General features: G+C 66.9%; 22 protein-coding genes. 10 read left to right on the forward strand and 12 right to left on the reverse strand.

Features of this window, described 5'->3' with window-relative positions; all coding sequences use genetic code 11:
* Positions 1–41: 41 nt before the first annotated feature.
* From EJC47_RS00455 to EJC47_RS00465, 3 genes are all read left to right on the forward strand, one after another.
* Positions 42–1,187, forward strand: coding sequence for a thiolase C-terminal domain-containing protein (locus EJC47_RS00455; RefSeq protein ID WP_126845033.1), 1,146 nt, complete (start codon positions 42–44; stop codon positions 1,185–1,187).
* Between the two features lie 295 nt (positions 1,188–1,482).
* Positions 1,483–2,268 (forward strand): helix-turn-helix transcriptional regulator, encoded by a 786-nt coding sequence (locus EJC47_RS00460; RefSeq protein WP_126845034.1) that lies wholly within the window; start codon positions 1,483–1,485, stop codon positions 2,266–2,268.
* Between the two features lie 57 nt (positions 2,269–2,325).
* Entirely contained in the window at positions 2,326–3,258 is a 933-nt protein-coding gene (locus tag EJC47_RS00465; RefSeq protein WP_126845035.1) for a LysR family transcriptional regulator, read from the forward strand.
* 13 nt (positions 3,259–3,271) lie between these two features.
* Here EJC47_RS00465 and EJC47_RS00470 read toward each other — a convergent pair whose 3' ends face one another.
* From EJC47_RS00470 to EJC47_RS00505, 8 genes are all read right to left on the reverse strand, one after another.
* A complete protein-coding gene (locus EJC47_RS00470; protein ID WP_126845036.1) occupies positions 3,272–4,873 on the reverse strand; it encodes a bifunctional 3-(3-hydroxy-phenyl)propionate/3-hydroxycinnamic acid hydroxylase in 1,602 nt (533 codons plus the stop codon).
* 24 nt (positions 4,874–4,897) lie between these two features.
* Positions 4,898–6,358 carry an aldehyde dehydrogenase family protein gene (locus tag EJC47_RS00475; RefSeq protein ID WP_126845037.1) on the reverse strand — a complete coding sequence of 487 codons (1,461 nt, stop codon included), beginning with the start codon at positions 6,356–6,358 and terminating at the stop codon, positions 4,898–4,900.
* A gap of 71 nt (positions 6,359–6,429) precedes the next feature.
* Positions 6,430–7,314 (reverse strand): alpha/beta fold hydrolase, encoded by an 885-nt coding sequence (locus EJC47_RS00480; RefSeq protein ID WP_126845038.1) that lies wholly within the window; start codon positions 7,312–7,314, stop codon positions 6,430–6,432.
* Positions 7,311–8,243, reverse strand: a complete 933-nt coding sequence (locus EJC47_RS00485; RefSeq protein ID WP_185867509.1) for a 2,3-dihydroxyphenylpropionate 1,2-dioxygenase — start codon at positions 8,241–8,243, stop codon at positions 7,311–7,313. The genes EJC47_RS00480 and EJC47_RS00485 overlap by 4 nt, the downstream gene beginning before the upstream one ends.
* Positions 8,244–8,307: 64 nt before the next feature.
* Positions 8,308–9,153 carry an HpcH/HpaI aldolase/citrate lyase family protein gene (locus EJC47_RS00490; RefSeq protein ID WP_260591422.1) on the reverse strand — a complete coding sequence of 282 codons (846 nt, stop codon included), beginning with the start codon at positions 9,151–9,153 and terminating at the stop codon, positions 8,308–8,310.
* A complete protein-coding gene (locus EJC47_RS00495; RefSeq protein ID WP_260591423.1) occupies positions 9,144–9,929 on the reverse strand; it encodes an FAS1-like dehydratase domain-containing protein in 786 nt (261 codons plus the stop codon). Before EJC47_RS00495 ends, EJC47_RS00490 begins: the two co-directional genes overlap by 10 nt.
* A 62-nt stretch (positions 9,930–9,991) precedes the next feature.
* Positions 9,992–11,092, reverse strand: a complete 1,101-nt coding sequence (locus EJC47_RS21275) for a CaiB/BaiF CoA transferase family protein (RefSeq protein WP_126845041.1) — start codon at positions 11,090–11,092, stop codon at positions 9,992–9,994.
* The gene (locus EJC47_RS00505) at positions 11,092–12,264 is read right to left on the reverse strand and encodes an acyl-CoA dehydrogenase family protein (RefSeq protein WP_126845042.1); all 1,173 of its coding nucleotides are present in this window, start codon (positions 12,262–12,264) and stop codon (positions 11,092–11,094) included. The genes EJC47_RS21275 and EJC47_RS00505 overlap by 1 nt, the downstream gene beginning before the upstream one ends.
* 135 nt (positions 12,265–12,399) lie before the next feature.
* Between EJC47_RS00505 and EJC47_RS00510 the strand changes: the two genes are divergently transcribed.
* The gene (locus EJC47_RS00510; protein WP_126845043.1) at positions 12,400–13,329 is read left to right on the forward strand and encodes a LysR family transcriptional regulator; all 930 of its coding nucleotides are present in this window, start codon (positions 12,400–12,402) and stop codon (positions 13,327–13,329) included.
* A gap of 15 nt (positions 13,330–13,344) precedes the next feature.
* Here EJC47_RS00510 and EJC47_RS00515 read toward each other — a convergent pair whose 3' ends face one another.
* A complete protein-coding gene (locus EJC47_RS00515; protein ID WP_126845044.1) occupies positions 13,345–14,949 on the reverse strand; it encodes a flavin-containing monooxygenase in 1,605 nt (534 codons plus the stop codon).
* A gap of 206 nt (positions 14,950–15,155) precedes the next feature.
* Between EJC47_RS00515 and EJC47_RS00520 the strand changes: the two genes are divergently transcribed.
* The 4 genes from EJC47_RS00520 to EJC47_RS00535 all read left to right on the forward strand — a co-directional run bounded on the left by EJC47_RS00520 (position 15,156) and on the right by EJC47_RS00535 (position 20,761).
* Entirely contained in the window at positions 15,156–16,394 is a 1,239-nt protein-coding gene (locus EJC47_RS00520; protein ID WP_260591424.1) for an NAD(P)/FAD-dependent oxidoreductase, read from the forward strand.
* A 30-nt stretch (positions 16,395–16,424) separates the two neighbouring features.
* The gene (locus tag EJC47_RS00525; RefSeq protein WP_126845046.1) at positions 16,425–18,059 is read left to right on the forward strand and encodes an MFS transporter; all 1,635 of its coding nucleotides are present in this window, start codon (positions 16,425–16,427) and stop codon (positions 18,057–18,059) included.
* Positions 18,060–18,191: 132 nt separating this feature from the next.
* Positions 18,192–19,799, forward strand: coding sequence for an FAD-dependent monooxygenase (locus EJC47_RS00530; protein WP_126845047.1), 1,608 nt, complete (start codon positions 18,192–18,194; stop codon positions 19,797–19,799).
* Complete coding sequence (locus tag EJC47_RS00535) at positions 19,796–20,761, forward strand: NAD(P)H-dependent flavin oxidoreductase (protein ID WP_126845048.1); 966 nt, start codon at positions 19,796–19,798, stop codon at positions 20,759–20,761. Before EJC47_RS00530 ends, EJC47_RS00535 begins: the two co-directional genes overlap by 4 nt.
* 5 nt (positions 20,762–20,766) lie before the next feature.
* Here EJC47_RS00535 and EJC47_RS00540 read toward each other — a convergent pair whose 3' ends face one another.
* From EJC47_RS00540 to EJC47_RS00550, 3 genes are all read right to left on the reverse strand, one after another.
* Positions 20,767–21,489, reverse strand: coding sequence for an SDR family oxidoreductase (locus tag EJC47_RS00540; RefSeq protein ID WP_126845049.1), 723 nt, complete (start codon positions 21,487–21,489; stop codon positions 20,767–20,769).
* A 7-nt stretch (positions 21,490–21,496) separates the two neighbouring features.
* A complete protein-coding gene (locus EJC47_RS00545; RefSeq protein ID WP_221885148.1) occupies positions 21,497–22,798 on the reverse strand; it encodes a cytochrome P450 in 1,302 nt (433 codons plus the stop codon).
* Between the two features lie 187 nt (positions 22,799–22,985).
* Positions 22,986–23,936, reverse strand: a complete 951-nt coding sequence (locus EJC47_RS00550) for a LysR family transcriptional regulator (RefSeq protein WP_126845050.1) — start codon at positions 23,934–23,936, stop codon at positions 22,986–22,988.
* Between the two features lie 146 nt (positions 23,937–24,082).
* Here EJC47_RS00550 and hpaH point away from each other — a divergent pair, with 146 nt between their 5' ends.
* Together hpaH and EJC47_RS00560 are read left to right on the forward strand one after the other, a co-directional pair.
* Positions 24,083–24,988 (forward strand): 2-oxo-hept-4-ene-1,7-dioate hydratase, encoded by a 906-nt coding sequence (gene hpaH, locus EJC47_RS00555; RefSeq protein ID WP_126845051.1) that lies wholly within the window; start codon positions 24,083–24,085, stop codon positions 24,986–24,988.
* Complete coding sequence (locus EJC47_RS00560; protein WP_126845052.1) at positions 24,985–26,157, forward strand: acyl-CoA dehydrogenase family protein; 1,173 nt, start codon at positions 24,985–24,987, stop codon at positions 26,155–26,157. Before hpaH ends, EJC47_RS00560 begins: the two co-directional genes overlap by 4 nt.
* The last annotated feature ends 3 nt before the right edge of the window (positions 26,158–26,160 follow it).

Here is a 26,160-nt window from a genome sequence, read left to right on the forward strand (position 1 = left end):
AACGCAGTATCGCGGGTCAATCTTGGAACAGGGGATCGTAGATGGGTAGGCGAGTGGCGATTGCGGGCGTTGGGTTGTCGGGACTGCCGGGATCGCCCGAGGCGACGCCCTTTGCACTCCATGCCCAGGCCGCGCGCGCGGCCTTGACCGAGGCCGGGCTACGTCCTTCGGACATCGATGGCTTCGCATCGGCCGGGCTCGGCGCGCTGCAGCCGCTTGAAGTCGCCGAATATATGGGGCTGAAACCGCGCTGGATCGATTCGACCGGAGTCGGCGGCGCCACCTGGGAAGTGATGGCGGCGCACGCCGCCGACGCGATCGCCGAGGGGCGCGCGGACGTGATCCTGCTCGCTTATGGTTCGACCGCGCGCACCGATCTGAAGCGCAAGCTGCGCACCGCGAGCCTCGCCTGGGGCACCCGCGGGCCGAGCCAGTTCGAAGCGCCGTTCGGACACACGCTGATTTCGAAATATGCGATGGCCGCCCGCCGCCATATGCATGAATATGGCACCACGCTCGAGCAGATGGCCGAGATCGCGGTCTCGGCCCGCTACAATGCCGGCCTGACGCCCTTCGCCGCGTATCGCGATCCGATCGATATCGCCGACGTGCTGGACGGCCCGATGATCGCCGATCCCTTCACCAAGCTGCAATGCTGCATCCGTTCGGACGGCGGCGCGGCAGTCATCATGGTCGCCGAGGACCGGGTTCCCGATCTCGCGGTCAAGCCGGTCTGGGTGCTGGGCAGCGCGGAGGCGGGCTCGCACGTGTCGATGAGCCAGTGGGAAGATTTCACCACTTCCCCCGCCGCGATGACCGGGCCGACCGCCTTTGCGCGCGCGGGCATTCGCCCCGACGAGATCGACGTGGCGCAGATCTATGACGCCTTCACCTATATGGCGCTGATCACGCTCGAGGATCTCGGCTTCTGCGCCAAGGGCGAAGGCGGCGCTTTCGTCGAGAACGGGCGGCTGCGCGTCGGCGGCGCGCTGCCGACCAACACCGATGGCGGCGGTCTCTCCGCCTGCCATCCGGGCATGCGCGGGCTGTTCCTCCTCGTCGAGGCGGCGCGGCAGTTGCGCGGCAGCTGTGGCGATCGCCAAGTCCAGGATGCCAAGCTCGCCTGCGTCAGCGGCACGGGCGGCTGGTTCTGCTCGAGCGGGACGATGATCCTCGGCGCCGACTGAGAAACCGTCCTCAATATAGGCGGTTAGGCGGGGCTGCTGGCGGATCGCCAGACCGGCTTCGCGCGCCATAGGAAATCGCAATGGCAGACAGCTCGCCAAGAGGCGAGCGCGCCGCGCTTTGTCGCGCCATTATCCCTCCCCAAGGATCAGATGTCGGGCGCCGGTCCGCATCGAATGGGTAAGGCGTGTGCGGATTGGCAAGAGGCTACCGCGATGACCAGACCCGGCGACAAGGCTGGCTCCGATAATACTGACCGTCGAGCCTCAGCTCGTGAGGCGGTAGGAGAGTAGAGCCATGCAAGCAATCACCCTCGAAGCGGCACCGCGCCCGCAATCGCTCGCCGCCGTCGTGAACGCGCTCGGGACCGAGGACTTCGAGAAGGAAACGCTTCGCTTCCTCAATTCCACGTCGGGCGCCGAGCATTATTGTGTCTACCGGGTCCGCGACGGCCTTCCCAAATTCCTCGGCGGCGCCAGCATCCGCGGGCAGCACGCGATGCGCCACCACACATCAGAGAAGCGCTGGCCGGCGCGCTCGTTCGTCGAGCTCCACGCGGCCGACGAAGCGGCGCGCGGATCGCGCAACGCAGTGATGCTCCACGACGACCTCGATCATGTCGCCGACCCCACGCTCCATTCCGCGCTCGAGCATTTCGACATCGTCGATCGGGTGATGGTGTGCGGGCGCGCGGTCGACGATCTCTATGCGCTGTCGGTAATGCGTTCGCGCGACGCCGGCCAGTTCAACGAGAGCGAGCTTACCGGCCTTGCCGAAAACGCCGACGTGCTCGTCGCCGCCTGCGCCAAGCATGCCGCGCTCCATTGGGACCGCGAAAAGGCGATCGCGCATTTCGCATCGGTGGCGGTGATCGAGGGCAATCTGCGCGAAAGCGATTGGGGCCTTTCCGAACGCGAGCTCCAGGTCAGTTCGCGTATTCTTTACGGCATCTCGGCTTACGGCATCTCGATCGACCTCGGGCTGGGCGAAGAGACGATCGCGACCTACCGCAAGCGCCTTTACGCGCGGTTGCGCATCGGTGGGCGGCATGAGCTGCTGCAGCGCTATTTGTCGCTGCTGTGATCGGCACGCGACACTGCCTGCAAGCAATAACAAGTCACAACCTCGGGAGTGCGATTCATGGATGAGGGGCAATTGCGGGCCTTCCTCAAGATCGGAGATTTCCATTCGATCACCAAGGCGGCGGACGAACTGGGCATCGCCCAGCCGTCGCTCAGCCAGCAATTGCTGCGCCTGGAAGACGAGCTCGGCGCAAAGCTTTTCGACCGCACCTCGCGCGGCGTGTCGATGACCACCGCCGGCCAGGCCTTCAAGGCGCATGCCGAGTCGATCCTTCTCTCGACGCGCCAGGCGCGCGAGGAAGTCCGCCGCTCGGTGCGCGGCCCGATCGGCGAGGTTTCGATCGGCCTGCCGGTATCGATCGGCGAGCTGATCGGCCCCGAGATATTCCGCACCCTGCATAGCGACTTGCCGGGCGTGAAGCTGCGCCTTCGCCTGGGCTTCGCCAGCGACCTCGTGACGCTGATCGAGGACGGATCGCTCAACGCCGCCCTGACCTATTATTCCGACGAGCTTTCCTATCTCCACGCCGAGCATGTCGCGGACGAAGTGCTGTTGCTGATCGGGCCGCCCAATGCGTTCGGCTCGGTCGATGAGCGCGGCATCGCGCTGGAGCCGATCGATGCCGAAAGCCTGCGACAACTCGATCTTCTGCTGCCGCCGATGGGCAAGGGGCTGAAGCGGCGCATCAACCAGCAGCCGCATGGTGAGGCGATCCATTTGTCGGTTCGCAGCGAGATCGACTCGCTGCGCGTCCTCAAGACCCTGCTGGTCGGCGGCGAAGGCTATTCGCTGCTGCCCTATATCGGGGTGCGCGACGAACTGCGCACGGGACAGCTCTCGGCAGCCCGGGTCAGGGGAATGAACCTCACGCTGCCATTGTCGCTGGTGCGCGCCGGGATAAGGCCGCCCGAGGCACTTCCCGCCGTGGAGAGCGTGATCCGCAAATGCCTCGACGAATTGCTGTCCGCCGGCGGCTGGCTGGTCGAATAGCGGCGCTCGCGGCTCACCCGAGCAAGGACTGGAGCTGCGCGCTGACGCTATCCAGATCGTCATCCCCGGCAATTGCGACGACATAGCGGTCGGGGCGGAGCACGATGAAGCGTATCGTCGGCCGTGCCCGGCGCCAGTCCCGGAACGCGCCCATCAGGTCCTCGATCACGGCTACGCCGTCGCTGGCAGAGGCAGCCTCGGACCGTGAGGAGCGCACCGTCACCAGATTGGCGCCGAGATCCGCCCAGAATTTCCGCGACGCCGCCGACATTGCGGCGGCCGGATCGGCGCCGATGCCGATCACCGTGAACCAGGCACCAAGCGCCTCATCCAGTTTCACTTGCCGACCATCGGCCGTCTCGACGAGTGGCTGCATGAACATCCGGCCGACAACGCCTTCTCGCGTGGCGTCGGTTGCCGGCAGCACCAGCCCATCGGTATAGCGCGGCATCGGCTTGAATTTCATCTGGAGCACATAGTCGCGAAGCCGCGGCATGCGCTGGACGAGGCGGAAGAAGAGATCCCTGGCGATTTCCAGTGCGCGGGAGCCGGGGGCGTAGAGCCTGCCGAACATTGTCGCGACATTGACCATCTTGCGGGCATGATCGTGCCGCTCGGCCTCGTAGCTCTCGAGCAGCCGTGGAGCGGCGACACCGCGCAGCACCGCGGCGAGCTTCCAACCCAGATTGGTGGCGTCGCGCAGGCCCGAATTCATTCCCTGGCCGAAAAAAGGCGGCTGGAGATGCGCGGCATCCCCGGCAAGGAAAACGCGGCCCGACCGGAAGCGCTCGGCAATGCGCGAATGGTGGCGGTAGACGCGGGCGCGCAGCACATTCGCGCGGCGCGGGCCGGCTCCGTAAAAGAGGCTCAGCCGCTCCTCCAGCCGAACCGGGTCGACCGCCGCTTCGTCGCTTTCCCCGGCCGGCAACCGGAACTCGAAACGGCGGTGTCCATAAGGCAGCGCGATCGAGATGCGCGGGCGATGGCGGTGGGTGTATACGCTCGAATACGGCGAATCGAGATCGTCATTCTGCATATCGACGACCAGCCAGCGCGCGGCGTCGGTCTTGCCTTCCAGTTTCACCCCGATCAGCCCGCGCACGGTGCTGCGTCCGCCATCGGCGCCGACGAGATAGGCGCAGCGGACGCCACGGATCGACCCGTCATCGCGTTCGAAAGTCGCCGTCACCGCATTCCCGTCATCGACAAGCGTCTGGAGCGATGTTCCCAGCGCAAGGCGAACGGACTCATAGCGAGCGAGGCCGCGCCGCAGCGTCCGCTCCACCAGCGGCTGGATGAACAGATTGCGGCGGCTCCAGCCGAACGGCTGCTCCTGCGGGTGGATATGCGCAAAGCACCAGCCGCTGGCAGTGTAATAGCGCGCCGGTACGTTGCGGATCATGTCGGCGAGCAGCGGCTCGGCCAGCCCGACCGCCTGGAACGAGCGCAGCGCCTCGTCATCCATCCCCACCGCGCGCGGATATTCGAGAATGTCGGCGGACCGATCGACGATCAGGGTGCGCACGCCGTACAGACCGAGATGATTGGCCAGCGTGACGCCGCACGGGCCCGCCCCGACGATGACAATATCGAAATGCTCAACGGGCTCCGTCACCCGGGCGCTCAATTCCACCGCGCCTCAGCCATGGCGGTGGATGATCGTCTTGACGGTGGACAGTTCCTCCATCGCCGCCAGCCCCTTCTCGCGGCCATGTCCCGAGCGCTTGACGCCGCCGAACGGCAATTCGATCCCGCCGCCCGCGGCAAAGCCGTTGATATACACTTGTCCGGCGCGGATCTTCCGGGCGAGGCGGAACGCGCGGCCGCCATCCCGGGTCCAGACGCCGGCGAGCAAGCCGAACTCGCTGTCGTTCGCCAGGCGCAGCGCGTCGGCTTCATCTTCGAACGGCATCACGCACAGCACTGGCCCAAACACTTCCTCGCGCGCCAATATGTTGTTCGGATCGACCGGTCCGTAGAGCCGCGGCGCGACGAAGAAGCCATCGGATGGCGTGCCGTCCGCGATTCGCCCCTCCGCCAGCAGTGGAATCCCGTCGGCCTTGGCACGATCGCAATAGCGCTCGATACGCTCGCGCTGGCGCTGGTTGATCACCGGGCCGAGATCGAGGTTCATCTCCGGCGTGCCGGCGCGAAGCTTGCCGAACGCGTCGGCGATCGCGCCGACGAGGCGGTCGAAATGCGCCCGCTCGACCAATACGCGCGAGCCCGCCGAGCAGGTCTGGCCGGCATTGTTGACGATGCCGTTGACGATTGCCGGCACCGCCAGCGACAGATCGGCATCGCCGAACAGCAGATGCGGCGACTTGCCGCCAAGTTCGAGCGTGCAGCCGATCGCGCGGCGTGCGGCCACCACCTGGATCATCTCGCCGACGCCGGGACTGCCGGTGAAAGCGATATAGTCGATATCGTCATGCGCGCTGAGAGCGGCGCCGGTCACCGAGCCCCGCCCCGGCAGCACCGCCAGCGCACCCGCCGGGAACCCGATTTCGGCGGCGAGCTGGGCCATGCGCAGAACCGAAAGGCAGGCATCCTCCGCCGGCTTGACCACCGCCGCATTGCCGACCGCAAGCGATGGCGCAACGTTGCGGCCAAACATCTGCGCCGGATAATTCCAGGGGATGATGTGCGCGACGACGCCGTGCGGTTCGCGCTCGGTCGCCACGAAGAACTCGCGGAAATACGGGATCGTCTCGCCGTGCATCTTGTCCGCGGCGCCGGCGTAGAATTCGAAATAGCGCGCGGTGGCGGCAATGTCGGCCTTGGCCTGGCCCAAAGGCTTGCCGGTATCGCGCGATTCCAGCGCCACCAGCTCTTCGGCATTGTCGAGAATCGCGCGCGACAGCCTGGACAGCAACCGGCCGCGCTCGAACCCGGCGAGCTTGCCCCACTCGCCCTGCTCGAGCGCGCGGCGGCCCGCGGCGACCGCGGCATCGACCTCTTCCGTGCCGGCCTCGTGGAGCTCGGTGAACACCGCGCCCGTCGTCGGATCGACGACCGGCACCCGGACGTCGATCGCGACCGGCACCAGCTCGTTGTCGATAAAGGCGCCCTTGACGATGCTTTCGACGTTGTTCGACATTGCCGCTCCCTGGCGTACCGCCTCCGGCGGAAATCAGCCGGTGTGAAGAATGAAAATCGCTGTGCCGGCGCTCAGCCCGGTATGGTTTCGCCGAGCAGGAATGCGAGGTTGGCGGGATTAAAGATCTCGGGCGCTTCGTAATGCGCCCAATGCTTGACCTTCTCGATCGTCAGCGTGCGCACGTCGGCCGCCAGTTCGGCGATTCGCTCCCCGGTTGTCGTGTAATCCGGGTTGTCGTCGGGCGCGAGGATGATGAAGATCGGCACCTCGACCCCGCGCCACTCTTCCTCGGTGACGAGATTGCGGCGGCGCACGTCTTCATTCTGCAGCACCAGGATATTGCCCATCGCCATCTTCATGTCCGGCTCGCGATAGATCGCCTGGCGAAGCTGGATCAGGTCCGGGATCCGGTCCTCTTCCTTGTAGAGGATCGAATTGAACACCGGCTTGATGTTCTCCCAGCTCGGATCGTCGACCGCGGCGTTGCGCACGGACTTGGTGCGCGACATCGTGGCGTTGTTGATGATCAGGCCCGAGGCGGCGAGCAAGGTCAGCTTCTCGACGCGCTCGGGATGATCGACCACGAGCCGGCTCGTCACCCACGCGCCCAGCGAAACGCCGATGAACGACGCCTTTTCGATTCCCAGCGCATCCATGAACGCCAGCACGTGATCCACGTAGAAGGGGATTTCATAGGGCACGTCGGGCCGGTCGCTGAAGCCGCTGCCGGCGAGGTCGATCGCCAGGCAGCGGAAGTGCCGGGCATGGCTCTCCAGCGTCGCGCAGAAGCATTCCCAGCTGCTGCCGGTGCCGTGGATCATGATCAGCACCGGGGCGTCCTTGGGCCCCGCCTCGACATAGCGCGTGCGAATGCCGCCGGCGTCGACATAGTTCTGGGAAAACGCCAGCTTCATCAGGTGGCCCCAGATGCTGCGGTGGCGATGGTCTTCGGTCATGCGGAGTCCCTCTCGAAGGCGGTGGCGCAGCCCATGCCGGTGATCCAGGTCGGCACCGGCGCATAGTCGGTGGTGGCGACGGGCTTGCCCCAGGCGCCAAGCGCGGCAATCCAGGCGCGGATCTCCTGCCCGCCGGTGCCGCCCTGCGCGAGCAACGCGGTGTTATCGAGGGCAAGCACCGGGGCGAGATCGCCCGAGCGCATGCACTCCAGCAGCCAGCGGTCCCATTCCTCGTTAATTGGCCCGGTCCCGCCCGCGGCGCGGCGCTTGAGCGACGATTCCTCGCGCTGGCGGTTGAATTCCGCAACGCGCGGCCGCCCGTTGATCAGATAGTCGCGAGTCTCGGCACTGACCGCCGGATCGGCGGGGGAGACCGAAGGCGGCGAATGCGACAGCCCGCCCGACCCGACGACCAGCGCCCGGCCTTCTCCGGGAAAGGCGCGGATGGCGTCGCCGACCGCGCGGCCGAACGCGTGGCAGCGGGCAAGCGTCGGCAGGGGCGCACCGCCGGAACTGATCATGATCGGAATGACCGGCGTACGCAGATCGGGCACCAGCGCCGCGAACGGCTGGCTGATCCCGTGATCCACGCCCATATTGTGCGACAATGCCGGGTCGAAACCCGCGGCGAGCACTTGATCGGCAATGAAGGCGGCGAGGTCGGGACGGGTCGGGAACGGCCCCTTGGGGGAGCTATAGTCGCCGAAGCCGGTCACGTTCTCGATGCCGATGCAGAAAGCGGGCATCAGATCGAAGAAGAAGTTGCGGACGTGATCGGGGCCGAAAACCACCAGCACGTCGGGCGCGATGCGCGCGACTGCGTCGCGGGCGCGGAACACGGCCTCGACATAGGGCTTGGCCGGCCCTTCGAGCGGGGAAAGATCCCAGGAGGGCGAGTGGGACATTCCCACCATGCCAACCAATTCCATGCCTTCCCCTCCTTCTGCCCGCATCGTCCCGACCTGCAGGGAAGCGGCGCGGCGCGAATTTCGATTAGGCCGGCGCGGTGTGGCCCGTTAGCGCCGACTCCTGTTGCGCATCATTGCGATCGCCTATGGCTGCACGCGCCAGCAGCGCGCGGGCGCGGGCGCGGACCGGCGCGTCGATCATCGCCTGCCCGACCCGCGCCGCGCCTTCTCCGCTGGCCAATACGCTTCGTGCCCATTCGATTTCGCGCGGGGTCGGCCGGAAGCCCGCCTGGATCGCCGCGATCTGGCGCGGATGGATCGCCATCTTGCCACCGAAACCGAGCACCATCGCGCCGCGCGCATCGGCTTCCGCCATCGCCGCATCCGACAGGTCGGTCGTCACGCCGTCCAGCGGCGCCGGCAAGCCCCCCAGCCGCGACGCGAAGACGATCTCGGCGCGCGCGGCGGCGAGGGCCTCGCGAACATGGTCGCAGCCAAGATCCGCGGCATAATCGACCGATCCGAAAGCGAGGCGCGCCACCTGCCCCGATCGCGCGATCGCCCGCGCCTCCGCCAGGCCGCCGACGGTCTCGATCAGCGCCAGCACCGGCAGGATCGCGGCCACCCGCGCAATATCGCCGAGATCGAGCGCCTTGGGGAGCATCACCGCCGCGATCCCCAATCGCGCCACGGCCGCAAGATCGGCATCGTGCCAGGCCGTGCCCGCGGCGTTGATCCGGACAATGACCGGCAGATCGGTGAATCCGGCCGAAAGCGCGGCGCGGGCACCGTCCTTGTCCGACGGCGCGACTGCGTCCTCTAGATCGAGGATGATAGCATCGGCGCCGCTGGCGGCAGCCTTGGCGAACCGCTCCGGCCGGTTCGCGGGAACGAACAGCGGGGCGACGAAGGTCAGGCCGCTCACCGCCACCGCGCGGTCGCCTGCATGTTGAGCGGCCCGCCCGGCTGTGCAGTGAAGAGGTCCATGCTCCCGTCCGTCAACGCGCCGGCGTTGAGGAGAAGCGGCCTGCCGCCGATCGCCGGATGGACGCCGCGAAAAGTGAAATGGTCGGGCGGCCGCCCGTCATTGCGGCGCGCGGCGAGATCGATCAGCAACGTCGCCTGCAATGGGCCATGCACGACCAGCCCGGGATAATGCTCCTCGTTCGTGGCATAAGGCAGGTCGTAATGGATGCGATGCGCGTTGAAGGTCAGCGCCGAATAGCGAAACAGCAGCGGGGCTGAAGCCTCGACGGTCTCAACTTTCGCTTCAAGTGATGCCGGCTCGGGCACGGCCGGCGCGCCAGCCTCGGCCGCTTCCCGGTAGACGAGGGTCTGGCGCTCGCTGATTGCCACTGCGTTCCCCACGCCGATCTCGTGATCGACCGTCACGAAGCACAGATTGCCGCTTCGTCCGGATTTTGCAGTGACCTCGGCTATCCGCGATCGCTTGACGACGGCATCGCCGACGCGAAGCGGGGCATGGAAGTCGATCGCGCTGCCGGCCCACATCCGGCGCGGCAGCGGCACCGGCGGCAGGAAGCCGCCGCGCGCCGGATGCCCGTCGCCGCCCAGTTCCGCCATCGCCGCGGCTGGCTGGCAAAGGCAGAAGTGGATCAGCGCGGGCGCCGCTTCCCCCGCCAAGGCGGGAGCGCCGGGCAGCTGCAGCGTCGCATGAAAGCGCGCGGCGAGCGCGGCGGTGATCACGTCTTCGGAGCGATCCTCGCGGCCGATCCATTGCCGCAGGCGATCAAGATCCAGCGCTTCCGTCACAGCGCCGCGCCCAAAGCGGGGACGGCGCCGTAATCGCGGTCTTCGCCGTCCACGATCGGTGCCGGCGCCGGGTAGGAGATCGGCCCCGCCGGCGTATCGACCGTGATCCGGCGCAGATGCGGGTGCGCCGCGAGCGCCGCCATATCGTTGACGCTGGCAAAGGCGACGTCGGCGGCCGCAAGCCGATCGCGCGCCTCGGCCTCGGTCAGGACGGCAAAGGCATCGGCAACCAGCCGGTCGGTCGCCGCGCGGTTGGCCACGCGCTCGACATTGGTGGCGAAACGCGGGTCCTTTGCCAGCGCAGGGTCGCCGAGAAAGCGTGACGCCAGAACGACCCATTCCCGGTCGCTCTGGATCGACAGCAACACCGACTTGCCGTCGCTCGTCTCGAAGACGCCGTACGGCGCGATCGAGGGATGAGCGAGGCCGATCCGCCTGGGCGAGTTGCCGCCTTCGTGGTGCAACAACGGCACCGTCAGCCAGTCCGCCATCACGTCGAACATCGAAATCCTGATGTCGGCGCCCTCACCGCTCGATGCGCGCCCGATCAGCGCTTCGAGGATCGCGGCATGCGCGGTCGCGCCCGTCGCGATATCGACGATGGAGGTGCCGACCCGCGCCGGCGCGTCCGGCCCGCCGGTAACCGAAGCGAGCCCGGATTCGGCCTGGATCAGGAGGTCGTATGCCTTCCGCTCCGCCATCGGCCCGGTATCGCCATAGCCGCTGATCGAGCACACGATCAGGCGCGGGTGGCGCTGGCGCAGCGCTTCGGGACCGAAGCCCAGCCGGGCGAGCGCGCCGGGCTTGAGGTTCTGGACGACGATGTCGGCATCGCCGACCAACGCGGCGAAGGCGGCGCTGCCATCGGCACTCGCCAGGTCGAGCACTACCGATTCCTTGCCGCGGTTGAGCCAGACGAAATAGCTGCTCTGCCCGGCCGCGACGGCATCGTAACCGCGCGCGAAATCGCCCTCCGGGCGCTCGATCTTGATCACCCGCGCGCCGGCATCGGCCAGCCGCGAGGTGCAGAACGGCGCCGCCACCGCCTGCTCCACCGCAACGACCGTGATGCCTTCGAGGGGCAGCCGCCTGGCCATCAATAGGACCTCGGCATGCCGAGGACATGTTCGGACAAATAGCTGAGGATCATGTTCGTCGAGATCGGCGCGACCTGATAGAGGCGCGTCTCGCGGAATTTGCGCTCCACGTCATATTCCTCGGCGAATCCGAAGCCGCCATGCGTCTGCACAGCCGCTTCCGCCGCCGCCCAGGAGGCGTCGGCCGCGAGCATCTTGGCCATATTGGCCTGCTCTCCGCATTGCTCGCCCGCTTCGAATATCTCGGCTGCGTGCGTCACCATCAGCTCGGCGGCGCGCATCTGGGCATAGGCCTTGGCGATCGGGAACTGCACGCCCTGATTCTGCCCGATCGGGCGCCCGAAAAGGTGGCGTTCGTTGGCATATCGGCGCGAGCGTTCGATGAACCACTTGGCATCGCCGATGCATTCGGCACCGATCAGGATGCGCTCGGCATTCATGCCGGAGAGAATGTAGCGGAACCCCTTGCCTTCCTCGCCGACGAGATTTTCCGCCGGTATCGCGACATTGTCGAAGAAGACCTCGGTCGTGGAATGGTTCATCATCGTGCGGATCGGCCGTATCGTCAGCCCGCCCGCCGCGCGCGCCGCGTTCATGTCGAGGATGAAGATCGACAGCCCGTCAATGCCGCGCGCCACCTGGTCGCGCGGCGTGGTGCGGGCAAGCAGCAGCATCAGGTCCGAATATTCGGCGCGCGACGTCCAGATCTTCTGGCCGTTGACGATATAGCGATCGCCGTCGCGCACCGCGGTGGTCTTGAGCGCACCGGTGTCGGTGCCGCTGCTGGGCTCCGTCACGCCGAACGCCTGGAGCCGCAACTCGCCGCTGGCGATGCGCGGCAGATAGCTGCGCTTCTGCTCTTCGCTCCCATGCCGCAGCAGCGCGCCCATGATGTACATCTGGGCGTGGCAGGCCGAGCCGTTGCAGCCGGCGCGCTGGACCTCCTCGAGGATCGCGGCGGCGGCGGAAAGCGGCAGGCCCGAGCCGCCATATTCTTCGGGGATCAGCGCGGCGAGGAAGCCCGCATCCCCCAGCGCCTTCACGAACTCGGCCGGATACGCCATCTCGCGGTCGAGCCGGCGCCAATATTCGTCCGGAAAGGATTCGCACAGCTTGGCGACGGCATCGCGAATTTCGGGAAAATTCGTTCCTTGCAAACTGTCCAGGGCCATCCGCCATCCTCTAATTCGCGCGCAGACTGGAGCCCGGCGATCGCCCGGCTCGATTACCGCTGCCGCATTACCAATACGAATATAGTTTCGGCCATTGAGCTATACACGATTTGTATCGCTTGCTAGATCGCGGCCATGGACATCGCGCAGCTCAAGACGCTCATTCACGTCGCCGAGCTGGGCAGCGTCAGCAAGGCGGCGGTACGGCTCGGCATCGCCCAACCCGCGCTCAGCCGGCAAATCCGCCTGATGGAGGCCGAGCTAAATGCGCCGCTGTTCACGCGCCACGGGCGGGGAATGATGCTGACCGAATTGGGTCAGCGGCTGCTCGATCCGGCGAACGAAATCCTGTCGCGCCTCGATGAAATCCGGCAGCTCGCAGTCGAGGGCGGCACGTCGTATCTGGGCCGCGTGCGGGTGGGCGTGACGCCCACCGTCGCCGAAATCGCTACGCTCCCGCTCGTCCACGCGATCCGCGATGCGCATCCCCGGCTGTCGCTGAGCTTCACTTCCGGCTTTTCGGGATATCTGGTCGAATGGCTCAAGCGCGACGAGCTCGATTGCTGCGTCGCGTATGAAGCGCAGGCCAGAGGGCTGGTGCGTACGCGTGCCATTCTCGATGAGACGCTGCTGCTCGTCGGCGGCAGCGGTCATGCTCTGGCGATGGAGTCGCCGGTGGCATTCAAGTCGCTGGCGGGCGAGCAGCTGATACTGCCCAGCCAGGCACATGGCTTGCGCACGATTCTTGACGGCTGCGCCAGCCGCGCGGGGATCACGCTCACTTCATCGCTCGAAGTCGATTCGCTGACGGCGATGATCGAACTGGTCCGTGGCGGATTCGGCATGACGATCCTGCCGCTCGCGCCCATTCATGGCCAGGTGCTGCGCGGTGCCCTGACAGCGGCGCCGCTGACCGATCCGGTCCCGAGCAGGCGCGTGCTGATCGCCTATCCCGCCGATCGCCCGGTCATGCCGGCGGCGCGCTTCGTCGGCGATGCCTTTGCCCAGGTCGCCACCGATCTGGTGCGCAGCGGGCGCTGGGCGGGGCGGCTGATCGGCGATTGACCGGCTGAGGCGCCATTACGACGTGATCTCGAAGCCCGGATAGCCGGAGGCCGCGACGGCGTTGCACTTCGCTTCATAGGCGGGAAAGCCGAACAGCGGCATGAACACGCGCGCCTTGCCCGGGACGTTGGCGCCGAGATACCAGGAATCGCAGCTCATATAGAGCGTGCCCGCCGCCACTGCGTTGACATGATCGACCCAGTCTTGCTGCGCCTGTAGCTGCGGCTCGATCGCGCGGCAGCGCCGCGCGTCGAGATATGCGATCGTGCCGGCCACCCAATCCACCTGCTGTTCGGCGGCGATCGGAACGTTGGCCAGCACCGACGGGCTGCCCGGACCGACGAGGATGAACATGTTGGGAAAGCCCGCCGTGGCGATGCCGAGATAGGTTCCGGGACCGTCCGCCCAAGCGTCGCCCAGCCGCACGCCGCCGCGCCCGCGAATGTCCATTGCCAGCAGCGAGCCGGTCATCGCGTCGAAGCCGGTCGCGAAGATCGCCACATCCAGCGGATATTCCGTCCCGCCCGCCACCAGCCCGTTTTCGGTAAAGCGGCTGATCGGGTTCGCCTTGACGTCGATCAGGCGGACGTGCGGCAAGTTGAACGTCGCATAATAATCGGTGTCGATGCACATGCGCTTGCAGCCCAAGGTCTGCTTCGGGCACAGCAGTTCGGCGGTGCCCGGGTCCGTCACCGTCGCGCGGATCTGATCGCGGACGAAATCGGCCACGATCGCATTGGCGTCGAGATCGGAGCGCAGATCGCTATAGGTCGCCTGGATTCCCATTCCGCCTTCCGCCCACCGCGCCAGGAACGCGTCGCGGCGCTCCTCCGGCGAAGCGTCGAACACCGATTTGGCATCGGGATTGAGCCGGTCGGCGCCGCGCGCACCGATCATCTTGCGATTTCGGCGCCGGAAATCGGCATAATCGGATTTTACCCGGTGCACTTCCGCCTGATCGAGCGGCGCGTTGCGCGCCGGAACGGTGTAGGTGGCGGTGCGCTGGAACACGGTCAGCTCGGCGGCCTGCTTTGCAATCATCGGGATCGCCTGCACGCCCGAAGACCCCGTCCCGACAATGCCGACGCGCTTGCCCGCAAGATCGACACCCTCGTGCGGCCAGTGCCCGGTATGCAGGATTTGCCCGGCGAATCGCTCCGTGCCTTCGATTTGCGGCCGCATCGCAGTGGAAAGGCATCCGACGGCGAGCACGAGGTAGCGCGACACGGCGGTCGAACCGTCGCCAAAAGCAAGGGTCCACACGGCCTGTTCCTCGTCATAATGCGCGGACCGGACTTCGGTGTCGAACCGGAAGCTGCGGCGCAGATCGAAGCGATCGGCGACATGGTTCAGATAGGCGAGGATTTCCGGCTGGCTCGCGAACTTCTCCTTCCACTCCCATTCCTGCTGGAGCTCCTCCGAAAAGCTGTACGAATACTCCATGCTCTCGATGTCGCAGCGTGCGCCCGGGTAGCGGTTCCAGTACCAGACGCCGCCCACGCCGACGCCGCGCTCATAGCCCTGGACCGAAAGCCCCTGCTCGCGCAGCTTGTGAACCGCATACAGTCCGGCAAATCCGGCGCCGACCACGATCACGTCAAGTCTGGAATTGTCAGCCATTTTACCCATTCCACGCTGTGGGCCGCGACGACCGCAAGCAGGCCGGGAGAGCCTGCACCGTCCGCCATCTCGCGCGCTCGCGCGCGATCGGCATGTCCCTTCCGCGGGGATTGTTCGACGTCGGGCAAGCAAACATGGCAGGAGAGATACGCGACGACCACATAAACGCCGTCGGGCGGGCTTGGCGGACGTGCTGGAGAGCGGCAGTGACTAGTGGATACGATATCGTCATCGTCGGCGCTGGCCATGGCGGGGCCCAGGCGGCCATCGCGCTCCGGCAACAGAAATTCGAAGGGTCGATCGCGATCATCGGCGAGGAGCCGGAACTTCCCTATGAGCGCCCGCCGCTCAGCAAGGAATATCTGGCCAAGGAAAAGAGCTTCGAGCGGATATTGATCCGCCCCGCCGATTTCTGGCGCGACCGGGCAGTGACGATGCGGCTCGGCGAGCGCGTCGTCGCCGTCGATCCGCAAGCGCACGAGTTGCAATGCGCCGACGGGCAAAGCGTGCGCTACGGAACGCTGATCTGGGCAGCGGGCGGGCATCCCCGCCGGATGCCGGGGGTCGGTCCACTGGCCGGGCTTCACCACGTGCGCACCCGCGCCGATGTCGATCAGCTCGAGGCCGAGCTCGGCGCGACCGACCGCATCGTCGTCATCGGCGGCGGCTATATCGGCCTCGAGGCGGCGGCCGTGCTCACCAAGTTCGGCAAATCGATCACCGTGCTCGAGGCGCAGGACCGGGTGCTGGCACGCGTCGCCGGCGAGCCGCTTTCACGCTTCTTCGAGGCCGAGCATCGCCGCCACGGCGTCGATGTCCGGCTGGGCGTGTCGATCGAGCGGATCGAGGCACGCGACGGCCGCGTCACCGGCGTGCGGCTGGCGAGCGGAGAGATGCTGGCGGCGGAGATGATCATCGTCGGCATCGGCATCGTCCCCGCCGTCGAGCCGCTGCTTGCCGCCGGCGCGGCGGGCGGCAATGGCGTCACTGTCGATGCGCAATGCCGCACCAGCCTGCCCGACATCTTCGCGATCGGCGATTGCGCCGCGCACGCCAACGGCTTTGCCGATGGCGCGGTGATGCGCGTCGAATCCGTGCAGAACGCGACCGACCAGGCAGCGCTGGTGGCCAAGACGATCATGGGCCAGGCCCTCAGCTACGATGCGGTGCCGTGGTTCTGGTCGAACCAGTATGACATCAAGCTGCAGACGGTCGGCCTTTCGGTCGGCCATGACGAAACAGTCGTGCGCGGCGATCCGGCGACGGGCCATTTCTCGGTCGTCTATCTGAAGCAGGGCCGCGTCGTCGCGCTCGACTGCGTCAACATGACCAAGGATTATGTCCAGGGCCGCGCGCTGATTACGTTGCGCATCGCTCTGGACCCGGAGGCACTCGCGCGTTCCGACATTCCGCTCATGGAGCTGGCCGCTGCCGCAGCGCCTTAACTCCAGGCACATGTTCGCCGGGCCTTGCGGATGAGCGACGGACCGCCCGCCCCGGCCGACAGCCCCTCCCCTCTTGCCTCGCCGACCTTCAGGGAGATCTGGGCGGCGAACACGATTTCCAATCTGGGCAGCCTGGTCCAGCTGGTCGGCGCGTCGTGGCTGATGATTTCGCTCACGACCTCCGAACAGATGATCGCGCTCGTCCAGGCAAGCACGGCACTGCCGCTGATGCTGCTGGCGCTGTGGGGCGGCACCATCGCCGACCGCTTCGATCGCCGCGACGTGATGGTGATCGCCCAGGCCTTCACGATGATCGCCTCGGCGGCGCTGGCCGTAGCTGCCTGGGCGGGATGGCTGAGCCCGTGGTCGCTGCTGACCTTCACGTTCCTGATCGGCTGCGGCGGGGCGATGAAGACGCCGGCCTGGCAGGCCGCGGTCGGCGAAATGGTCCCGCGAGCCTCGCTGCCCAGCGCGATCGCGCTGAACAGCGTCGGCTTCAACCTTGCCCGCAGCGTCGGCCCCGCGATCGGCGGCCTCATCGTCGCCGCCGCCGGGCCGGCCGCCGCCTTCGTCGTCAATGCGCTCAGCAATATCGGCATGCTCGTCGCGCTCCGCCGCTGGCGGCGCCCGCGCGCGGCGCGCACGCTGCCCCGCGAAAGCTTTGTCGCCGCCATCGGCGCCGGCATCCGCTATGTCGCGATGGCCCCGGCAATCCTGACCGTGCTGCCGCGCGCCGCATTGTTCGGCCTGACCGCGAGCAGCGTGCAGGCGCTGCTGCCGCTGATCGTGCGCGACCGCATGCATGGCGGCGCCTTGACCTATGGACTGTTGCTCGGCGCCTTCGGCCTGGGCGCGGTGGCGGGCGGACTGAGCGTCGGCAAGCTCGGTCGGCGCTGGTCGCCCGAGCAGATCTCGCGCATCTTCTCGCTCGGCTTCGCGATCGGGACCGTCGGCATCGCGCTCAGCCCGTGGCTCGCGCTGTCGCTCGCGGCCCTCGCGCTCACCGGCGCCGGCTGGCTGGTGACCTTTTCGACGTTGAATGTGACAGTGCAGCTGAACGCACCCAATTGGGTGCTCGCGCGCGCGCTGGCGCTCTATCAGATGTCCGCCTTTGGCGGAGTTGCCGCCGGCAGCTGGCTGGGCGGCTTTCTCGCCGATTGGCACGGCGTTCGCGACGCCCTGCTCGTCTCCGCCGCGCTTCAGCTCGCAGTCATCGCAGTGACGCGCTGGCTGCCGCTGCGTGGCTCGAACAAGCTGGACCTCATGCCGTTCAGCGGCCTGAAGCCGATCGCGGCGGAATTCGCGCCGGATCGGCAGGATAGCCCGGTAATGCTGCTCACCGAGTTTCGCATCGATGTCGCGGACCGCGCCCGGTTCCTCGAACTCATGCAGGAACGGCGGCGTATCCGCGGGCGCAACGGTGCGCGCCGCTGGCAATTGCTCCAGGATATGAGCGACCCCGAACTCTGGGTCGAGACCATCCACTTGCCCGCCTGGTCCGATTATCTGCGCCACCGCGAACGGCTCGCCGAGCACGAAGTGCGGCTCTTCGCGCAAATCGCCGCGCTCGACCGTGGCGGCAAAGCGCCGCGTGTTCGCCGGTTCGTGGCCGCTCCCCAGGGCCATTCCGCCGAAGTTACCGTGTCGCCGACCGACCTGGCGTAACGCTGTACCCCGACCGGGGACATTGCGCGCCGCGGCCGGGCGCGGCATCGCAAGGACGATGCCCGACAACCGACAAAGAGCGGCCCCGCGCCTCTCGCAAAGGCCCATGGCGTGCACGGAAAGCGTGCCCGTATGACATTCGACGCGCCGGTCCTGATCGTCGGCGGGGGCCCTGTCGGGTTGGCGACCGCGCTCGACCTCGGCCGCCGCGGGATCGCCAGCATCGTCGTCGAGCGCGATGCCGGAACCGGCACCGAGCTGCTCGCCAAGGCGGGAACGCTCAACGAGCGGACGATGGAGATCTGCCGCTTCTGGGGCATTGCCGAAGCGGTCGCCAAATGCGGCTTTCCCGATGACGTCAATCTCGACACGATCTACTGCACGGCGCTCGACGGGCTCTATATCGGCGGCGATCCGCGGCCGGCGACCAGCGACAGGGCGCCGCCCGCAGGCGCGGTGGAGATGCTGCGCAAATGCCCGCAATTCCTGTTCGATCCGATCCTGGCGCAGGCGGCGGAAGCAACCTGGAAGGTCACGTTGCTCTACGGCCACCGCTTCGAACGGCTCGAGCAGGACGACGCCGGGGTGACGATCGAAGCCAGCGAGCTCGCCACCGGCACCGTGCGAAAGCTGCACGGCCGCTATCTCATCGCCTGCGACGGCGCCGGCAGCCGCATTCGCCGGGCGCTGGGCATCGATTTCCCCGGACGGATGCTGAGCTATTCGGTCAGCGCGATGATCCGCGCGAACCTTGCGGATACCAGCTTCGGGATCCGCAACCGCTACATGTTCATCGACGAGAACGGCACCTGGGCCAACCTCACGTCGGTGGACGGGCGCCAGCTGTGGCGGTTCACTTTGGTCGGCAACGAGCAGAAGATCGACCCCGCCGTCCATGACATTGGCGAGGACATCGCACGCGCCTTCGGCGCGGAAATTCCGTTCGAAATACTGCGCGTCCTGCCGTGGCGGCGCAGCCAGTGTGCCGCCACGCGATACAGGGTCGGCAGCGTCTTCCTGGCCGGAGACGCGGCGCACACCACTTCTCCGACCGGCGGTCACGGCTTGAACACCGGCATCGGCGACGCGCTGGCGCTCGGCTGGATGCTCCACGCCGTGCTAACCGGCCAGGGCGGCCCCGCGCTGCTCGACGGCTATGAGGCGGAGCGGCGACCCATCGCAATTCGCAACAGTTCGATCTCGACCGAGAATTTCACCAGCTGGATCGCCGCCGCCGATTTCGCGGGCGTGCTCGCCCCCGGCGAGCAAGGCGACGCCGCACGGGAGCGCATCGGCACGGAAATGAGCGCGGCGCTGCAGCAGGAATGGACCTCCACCGGCGTCGGCCTCGGCTATCGCTACGAGGGGTCGCCGCTGATCGTTCCGGACGGCACTCCCGCGCCGCCGGACCCGTCCGAGACCTATCGCCAGACCGCCCGCCCCGGCCACCGTGCGCCGCACGCCTGGCTGCAGGGCGGCCGTTCGACGATTGACCTGTTCGGGCACGGCTATGTGCTGCTGCGCTTCGATCCCGCGGCAAATATCGACGCGTTGATCGGTGCCGCGCGCGCGCAGGGTTTGACCCTGGCAGTGGTCGATATCGCCGACCCCTCGATCGCCAGCCTCTATGAGCGCGCGCTAGTGCTGGTGCGGCCAGACGCACATGTCTGCTGGCGTGCGGATACCGCGCCCGGCGATGCCGCCGCCGGCCAGGTGATCCGGACAGTGACGGGATATTGAGCCTGCCTGCCGACATCCGCGCGCAACTCCGGCTGCCGCTGGTCTGCGCGCCGATGATCGGAATCTCGGGCCCGCGCCTGGTCGTTGCCGCGTGCAAGGCCGGGATCATGGCGGGCCTGCCGCGCCACAATGCCGCGAGCTTCGAACAATTCGAGCAATGGCTGCGTGAAATCCGCGACGCGCTCGATCGCCACCGGCACGCGGTGCCCGCAGCGATGATCGGCCCGCTAGCGGTCAACCTGTCCACCGGCGCCGACGCCGCCGAAACCGCCCGCGAGCTCGACCTGTATCGCCGCTACGGCGTCGGCATCGTCATCTCGGCGCGCGGCAATCCTTCCGAACTCGCGGCGCGCGTGCATGATTGGGGCGGGCGAATCTTTCACGACGTCACCAGCCTGCGCTTCGCCGAGAAGGCGATCGAAGCGCAGGTCGACGGGATCACTTGCATTGCCGCGGGAGGCGGCGGGCATTCGGGCCAGATCAGCGCTTTCGCGCTGGTGCCGCGCATCCGCGCGATGTTTGCCGGAACGATCCTGCTGGGGGGCGCAATCTCGACCGGGGCGGGCGTCCGGGCGGCCGAGATGCTGGGTGCCGACCTCGCCTATCTCGGCACCCGGTTCATCGCCACTGCCGAGGCGAACGCGCCCGATGCGTATAAAGAGATGCTGGTTTCGGGCGATGCCGAGGATGTGATCTTCTCGACCGCGATCAACGGCGTCGGCGCCAATTGGCTTCGCGCGTCGCTCGGCGCCATCGGGCTGGATCCGGATCGCCTGCCCCGCTCGCCGGGGCGGGGCGACTATAGCCACCTTCCCGAGGCTGCCCGGCCGTGGCGCGACATCTGGAGCGCCGGCCAAGGCATCGCCGCGATTGCGGCAGTCGAGAGCGTCGAGACCGTGGTCGCGACGATCGAGCGCGAATACCGCGCCGCCTGCGCGATGCCGGCGTTCACCCCGGCCTGACCTCGTCAGTGCCGCTGCTCCGCCGAATAGAGGCGCAGCAGCGGGATATTGGCATGGCCGGGGCGCTCGAGCATGTAGCGCACCGCATCGGCAAGGTCGGCGGGATCGAGCTTGCGGACCGCGACATTCGAGCTGCGCGGCTGGCCCGGCACGCGATCGAACAGACCGGTATCGGTGGTGCCCGGCGCGATCACGCCCACGCGCACGCCGGTTCCCGCCAGCTCGATCCGCAGCGCTTCGCTGAACCCCTCCACGGCGCGCTTGGTGCCGGCATATACGCCGCAGCCGGGCGTCGTCAGCGTCGCACTGATGCTCGACAGATTGACGATGTGGCCACTGCCCCGCGCAGTCATGGCGCGCGCGAACAGATAGCTGTTGCGCATCACCGCCGTGAAATTGACGGCGATCATCCGTTCCATCGCGTCGAGGTCTATCGCGTCTACCGCGCCATTGCGGAAGATGCCGGCATTGTTGACCAGCACATCGACGCGCCCGAACCGGTCCAGCGACGCGGCCAGCAGGTCGTGCCCGGTCCGCGCGTCGGCGATGTCGCCGGCGACGATAGCGGAGTCGGCGCCGAACTCCTCGCGCAGCGAGTCAAGTTCGGCGTCGGCCAGAGCGTTCAGCACCAGCCTGGCGCCAAGCGGTCGCAGCGCGTGCGCGATCGCCCGGCCGATGCCACTGGACGCCCCGGTGATCGCGACGACCTTGCTCTCGAGCGTGGTCATGCGCCGCTCAGCTCTCCAGCTTGTAGCGCACCGGAAGCCGCTTGAGCCCGCCGACGAGGATCGAATCGACGCGCTTGGGCTCGCCGGCCAGCTCGATGCTTTCGACGCGGTTGAAGAATTCCTCGAAGAAGATCGCCATTTCCATCTTGGCGAGATGCTGGCCGAGGCAGACATGCGCGCCGTAGCCGAACGCCATTTGCGGATTGGGTGCGCGATCGACCCGGAACCCGAAGGGATCTTCGAAGATGTCCTCGTCGCGATTCGCCGAAGGATAGCACAGCATCAGCCAGTCGCCGGCGCGGATGGTCTGGCCGCGTAGCGTATAATCGGAAAGCGCGGTGCGCATGAAATGGCTGACCGGCGAGGTCCAGCGGATCGCTTCGTTGACCAGCGAAGGGATCAGGCTGCGATCCGCCTTGACCTTGGCGAACTGGTCGGGCCGTTCGGCCAGCGCCCGCGCCGCGCCGGCAGTCGACGATGCCGTCGTGTCGTGCCCCGCCGTCGCGATCGTCATGTAATAGCTAACCGCATCGGCCTCGGCGATGGGTTGCCCGTCGATCGTCGAATTCGCAATCACCGAGGCAAGGTCGCCGGTCGGATTGGCGCGGCGGTTCGCGATCAGCGCCGCGAAGTAACCGTACATCTCGTTGACGACGTCATGGTTCGACGTGGCGCCGATCGAATTGCCGGTCTGAATGCCGGCGATTTCGGTGTCGCGCGGATTGAAGAAGCGCTGGGTCATTTCCAGCAGCATGTCCTCGTCCGAACGCGGCAGCTGCAACAGGCTGAGGATGACGCGGAGCGGGTAGCGGTGCGACACGGCGTTGAGAAAGTCGATCTCCTCATGCCCGACCATTCCGTCGATCGCTTCGCGGGCGATCTCACGAATGTCCTGTTCGAGCATCTTGATGCCCTTGGGCGAGAACTGCGCCGCGGTGATCAACCGGTAGCGCATGTGCACGGGCGCATCCATCGTCAGGAGCGAGCGATTGACGGCGCGCTTGCCTTCGGCCTCCACCTTGGCGACGTGCCCGGCGAAGTTGCGGTCGATCAGGGTCTTGCGCGCACCATTGTTCGCGAAGATGCCCGGCTGCCGGCCGATTTCCTGAATGTCGTCATATTTGGTCACCATCCAGAAGGGATCGTAGCCCTCGGCCTGCGCGACGCTCAGCGGCATGTTCTTGCGCAGCCAGGTGAGGTCCGCCTGGAGCTGATTCCATTCGCCATAGGCCTTTGGATCGACGATCCGGGCCGCGATGTCGCTGGGCATATGGGTCGCATCGATTTCGGCCGATATCCTGGTAGCCATCTCAAGCACCTTTCCTCAAAATGTCGGGCTTTCGTCACATTGGGAAACCGCTTGGTGTCGACCGGACCGATCGCACCCCGCGGACCAGCCTTCGCAGCCCTTGTCGTGCGAGGGTTTCTCGCACGCCCCGGCGGGGCCGTCCTTCAATTTTGCCGACCAGCAGAAATAGCTGAAACCTATGGGAGGATCATTCGTCCTCGACCGGCGTGGCGAGCCAGCGCCCCTCGGCGATCATGTCGCGCAACAGCCGCCGCGCCAGATCCTCGACTTCGATCGACGCGCGCGTGAGCGGCTGCGCCGGGTTGCGCACGAAGGCCACGCTGCGGGACAAATCGATGCCCTCGACATGCGCGGCAGAGAGTTCGCCGCTGGCCAGTTCGTTGCAGACCGCGGCATGCGGAAGCAGCGTATAGCCAAGACGCGATGCGACGAGGGTCTTGGTATGCGCCAGCGAATCGATCTCGATCGTGGTCGACAGCGAAAGGTCCTCCATGTGCAGCTGCCGCTCGATCAACTCGCGCAGGCCGTGCGATACCGACGGCAGGATGAAGTCATAGGTTTTCAGCCTGGGTTGCTCGATCGGCTGCGTGGCGATGCCGAAATCGTCGGTTTCGCCGAAGGCGCCGGCAGGCCCCACCAGCAGGAGCGTCTCGCGCGCGATCACCTTGGTGGACAGGTGGCGTATATTTTCGGCGGCATAGAGGATGCCCAGCTCGATCCGCCCTTCCTCCAGCCATCGCCGGATGGTTCCGGTCATCGCCTCGCGAACATGGATGCTGACGAGCGGCATCGACGTCCGCGCCGCGATGAGCAGCGGCACGCCCAGGATCATGCTGGCCGTCGCCGGCAGGCCCACCGCGACGTTGCCCTGCGGCACGCGTTCGGTTGCCTGGACTTCGTCGCGCGCCCGGTTCATCGCCTGGAGGATGGTCGCGGCGTGCTCCTGCAGCATGCGCCCGGCATCGGTCGCCACCACTCCGCGCGAGGTCCGGCGAAACAGCTTGGTGCCGAATTCGTCCTCGAGCCGAAGAAGCTGCTGACTGAGTGAGGGCTGCGCGATTCCGAGGCGGTCGGCCGCTTCGGTGATCGACGCGCAGCGCCCTATCATCACAAAATTGCGAAGTTGCACCTCATCCATCGATCACGCCGCACAGCTTGTCATTTGCGCCTTCTTACACGCAGCGACAGTTAGAAACTATGGCGCGTATCGCGACCCCGCGATGGCGGACGGGACGGCAGCCGTATAGCCAACAAGCAAGCAAAACAGGGGAGGAATCTCGGGCGATGTCGCCAGCTGCAACCACGCCGTTCCTGCCCGACCGGCAGACCGACCGTCCTGACGAAGCGGATACGCCGGACGGCAGACGCGTCCTCGACGCGGCGACGGTCGCCGACCTTGCCCGGCGGCTGGACCAGGCCGAACGCGATCGCCGGCAGATCCCGCAATTTTCCCTGGCGCATCCGGCGATGAGCGTGGCCGACGCCTATGCGATCCAGCGCGCCTGGGTCGAGATCAAGCGCGCGGCGGGGCGCGAGCTGATCGGCCACAAGATCGGCCTCACCAGCCGGGCGATGCAGCGGACGTCGAACATCACCGAGCCCGATTATGGCGCGCTGCTGGACGACATGGTGTTCGAGCCCGGCGGCGACATCGACATGTCCCGCTTCATCCTGCCGCGCGTCGAGCTCGAGCTCGCCTTCATCCTCAAGGCCCCGCTCGAAGGGCCGAACTGCACGATCTACGACGTTCTCAACGCCACCGATCACATCGTGCCGGCGATCGAGATCATCGACCAGCGCATCCAGCCCGTCGATCCCGCGAGCGGCAGGACGCGCAAGGTGTTCGACACGATCTCCGACAATGCCTCCAATGCCGGCATCGTCTTGGGCGGGCGGCCGGTGCGCCCGCACGACCTCGATCTGCGCTGGATATCGGCCTTGTGCTATCGCAACGGCGTCATCGAGGATTCGGGAGTCGCTGCGGCGGTGCTCAACCACCCGGCGAACGGGCCGGCATGGCTGGCGAACAAGCTTCATCCTTATGGCGAGAGACTGGAAGCGGGCGAGGTTATCCTCGGCGGCTCCTTCACCGCGCCGATCGCGGTTCGGCATGGCGAAACCTTCCACTTCGATTATGGTCCGCTCGGCGCGATCGCTTTTCGCGCAGTGAACGCGCCGCAAGCGGCATGACCGATTTCGCGGCCATCGGCGGGTGGGAACTACCCGCGGAGCTGGAAATGCTCCGCGACACCGTACGCCGTTTCATCGCCGACGAGGTCGCGCCGGCAGAGGCGGCGCTGGAGATCGGCCAGGCCAAGCTCGACTCCGCGCAGCAGACCGCGCTTCAGGAAAAGGCTCGCGCCGCGGGGCTCTGGGCGCTCGCCACGCCCGAGCGTTTCGGCGGCGCGGGGATGGGCGTGCTGGCGCAGGTGGTGGTTGCCGAGGAAGCCGCGAAATGCCGGCTCGGCGCATTCTTTCCCGCCGCTGGCGCCATTGCCGGCGATCCGCCCTCGGTGATCTTCCACGGCACGCCGGACCAGTTCGAGCGGTACGGCCGGCCGATCGTCGAGGGCCGCATGCCCAAGGCGTTCACCGCCATCAGCGAAGCCGCCGGCGGATCGGACCCGGCGCGTGCGATCGAGTGCCGCGCCGAGCGCGACGGCGACCATTATGTCCTCAACGGGTCCAAGACCTGGATCACCCATGCCGACCGTGCGAAATGGGGCGTCGTCTATGCCAGAACCGGCGAGCCGGGCCGCCGCGAGGGCATCAGTTGCTTCATCGTCGAGACCGACACGCCTGGCCTTACGCGCACTCCCATTCCGGTGCTGATCGCCAATAGCCCCAACGAGCTGCACTTCGACAATGCCCGGATACCCGCCGCCAATCGCATCGGCGAGGAAGGCGCCGGCTTCGCGCTTGCCGACGAATTCCTCACCCGCGGCCGCATCACTTATGGCGCCGGGCCGATCGGAATCGCCGAAGAGGCCCTGCGGCTCACGATCGAATGGGCCAAGGAACGCCGTGTGTTCGGCGGGCTTCTGGCGGACAAGCAGGGCGCGCAATGGATGCTTGCCGACTGCCGCATCGCGCTCGACGCCGCACGCCTGCTCACCTATCGCGCCGCATGGAAGGCCGATCGCGGCGAGCCCGCCCGCGCCGAAGCGGCGATGGCCAAATGGAGCGCGACCGAAGCCGCCTTCAACACGCTCGACACCTGCATCCAGCTGTTCGGCGGCATGGGCGTTTCGTGCGAATTGCCGCTCGAGCGCTGGTTCCGCGAACTGCGGATCAAGCGGCTCGGCGAAGGCGCGACCGAGATCCAGCGGATGATCGTCGCGCGGGCGCTGTTCGCCTGAACC

Origin of the sequence: Sphingomonas sp. TF3 (genome assembly GCF_003985085.1) — a bacterium.
Classification (GTDB): Bacteria; Pseudomonadota; Alphaproteobacteria; order Sphingomonadales; family Sphingomonadaceae; genus Sphingomonas.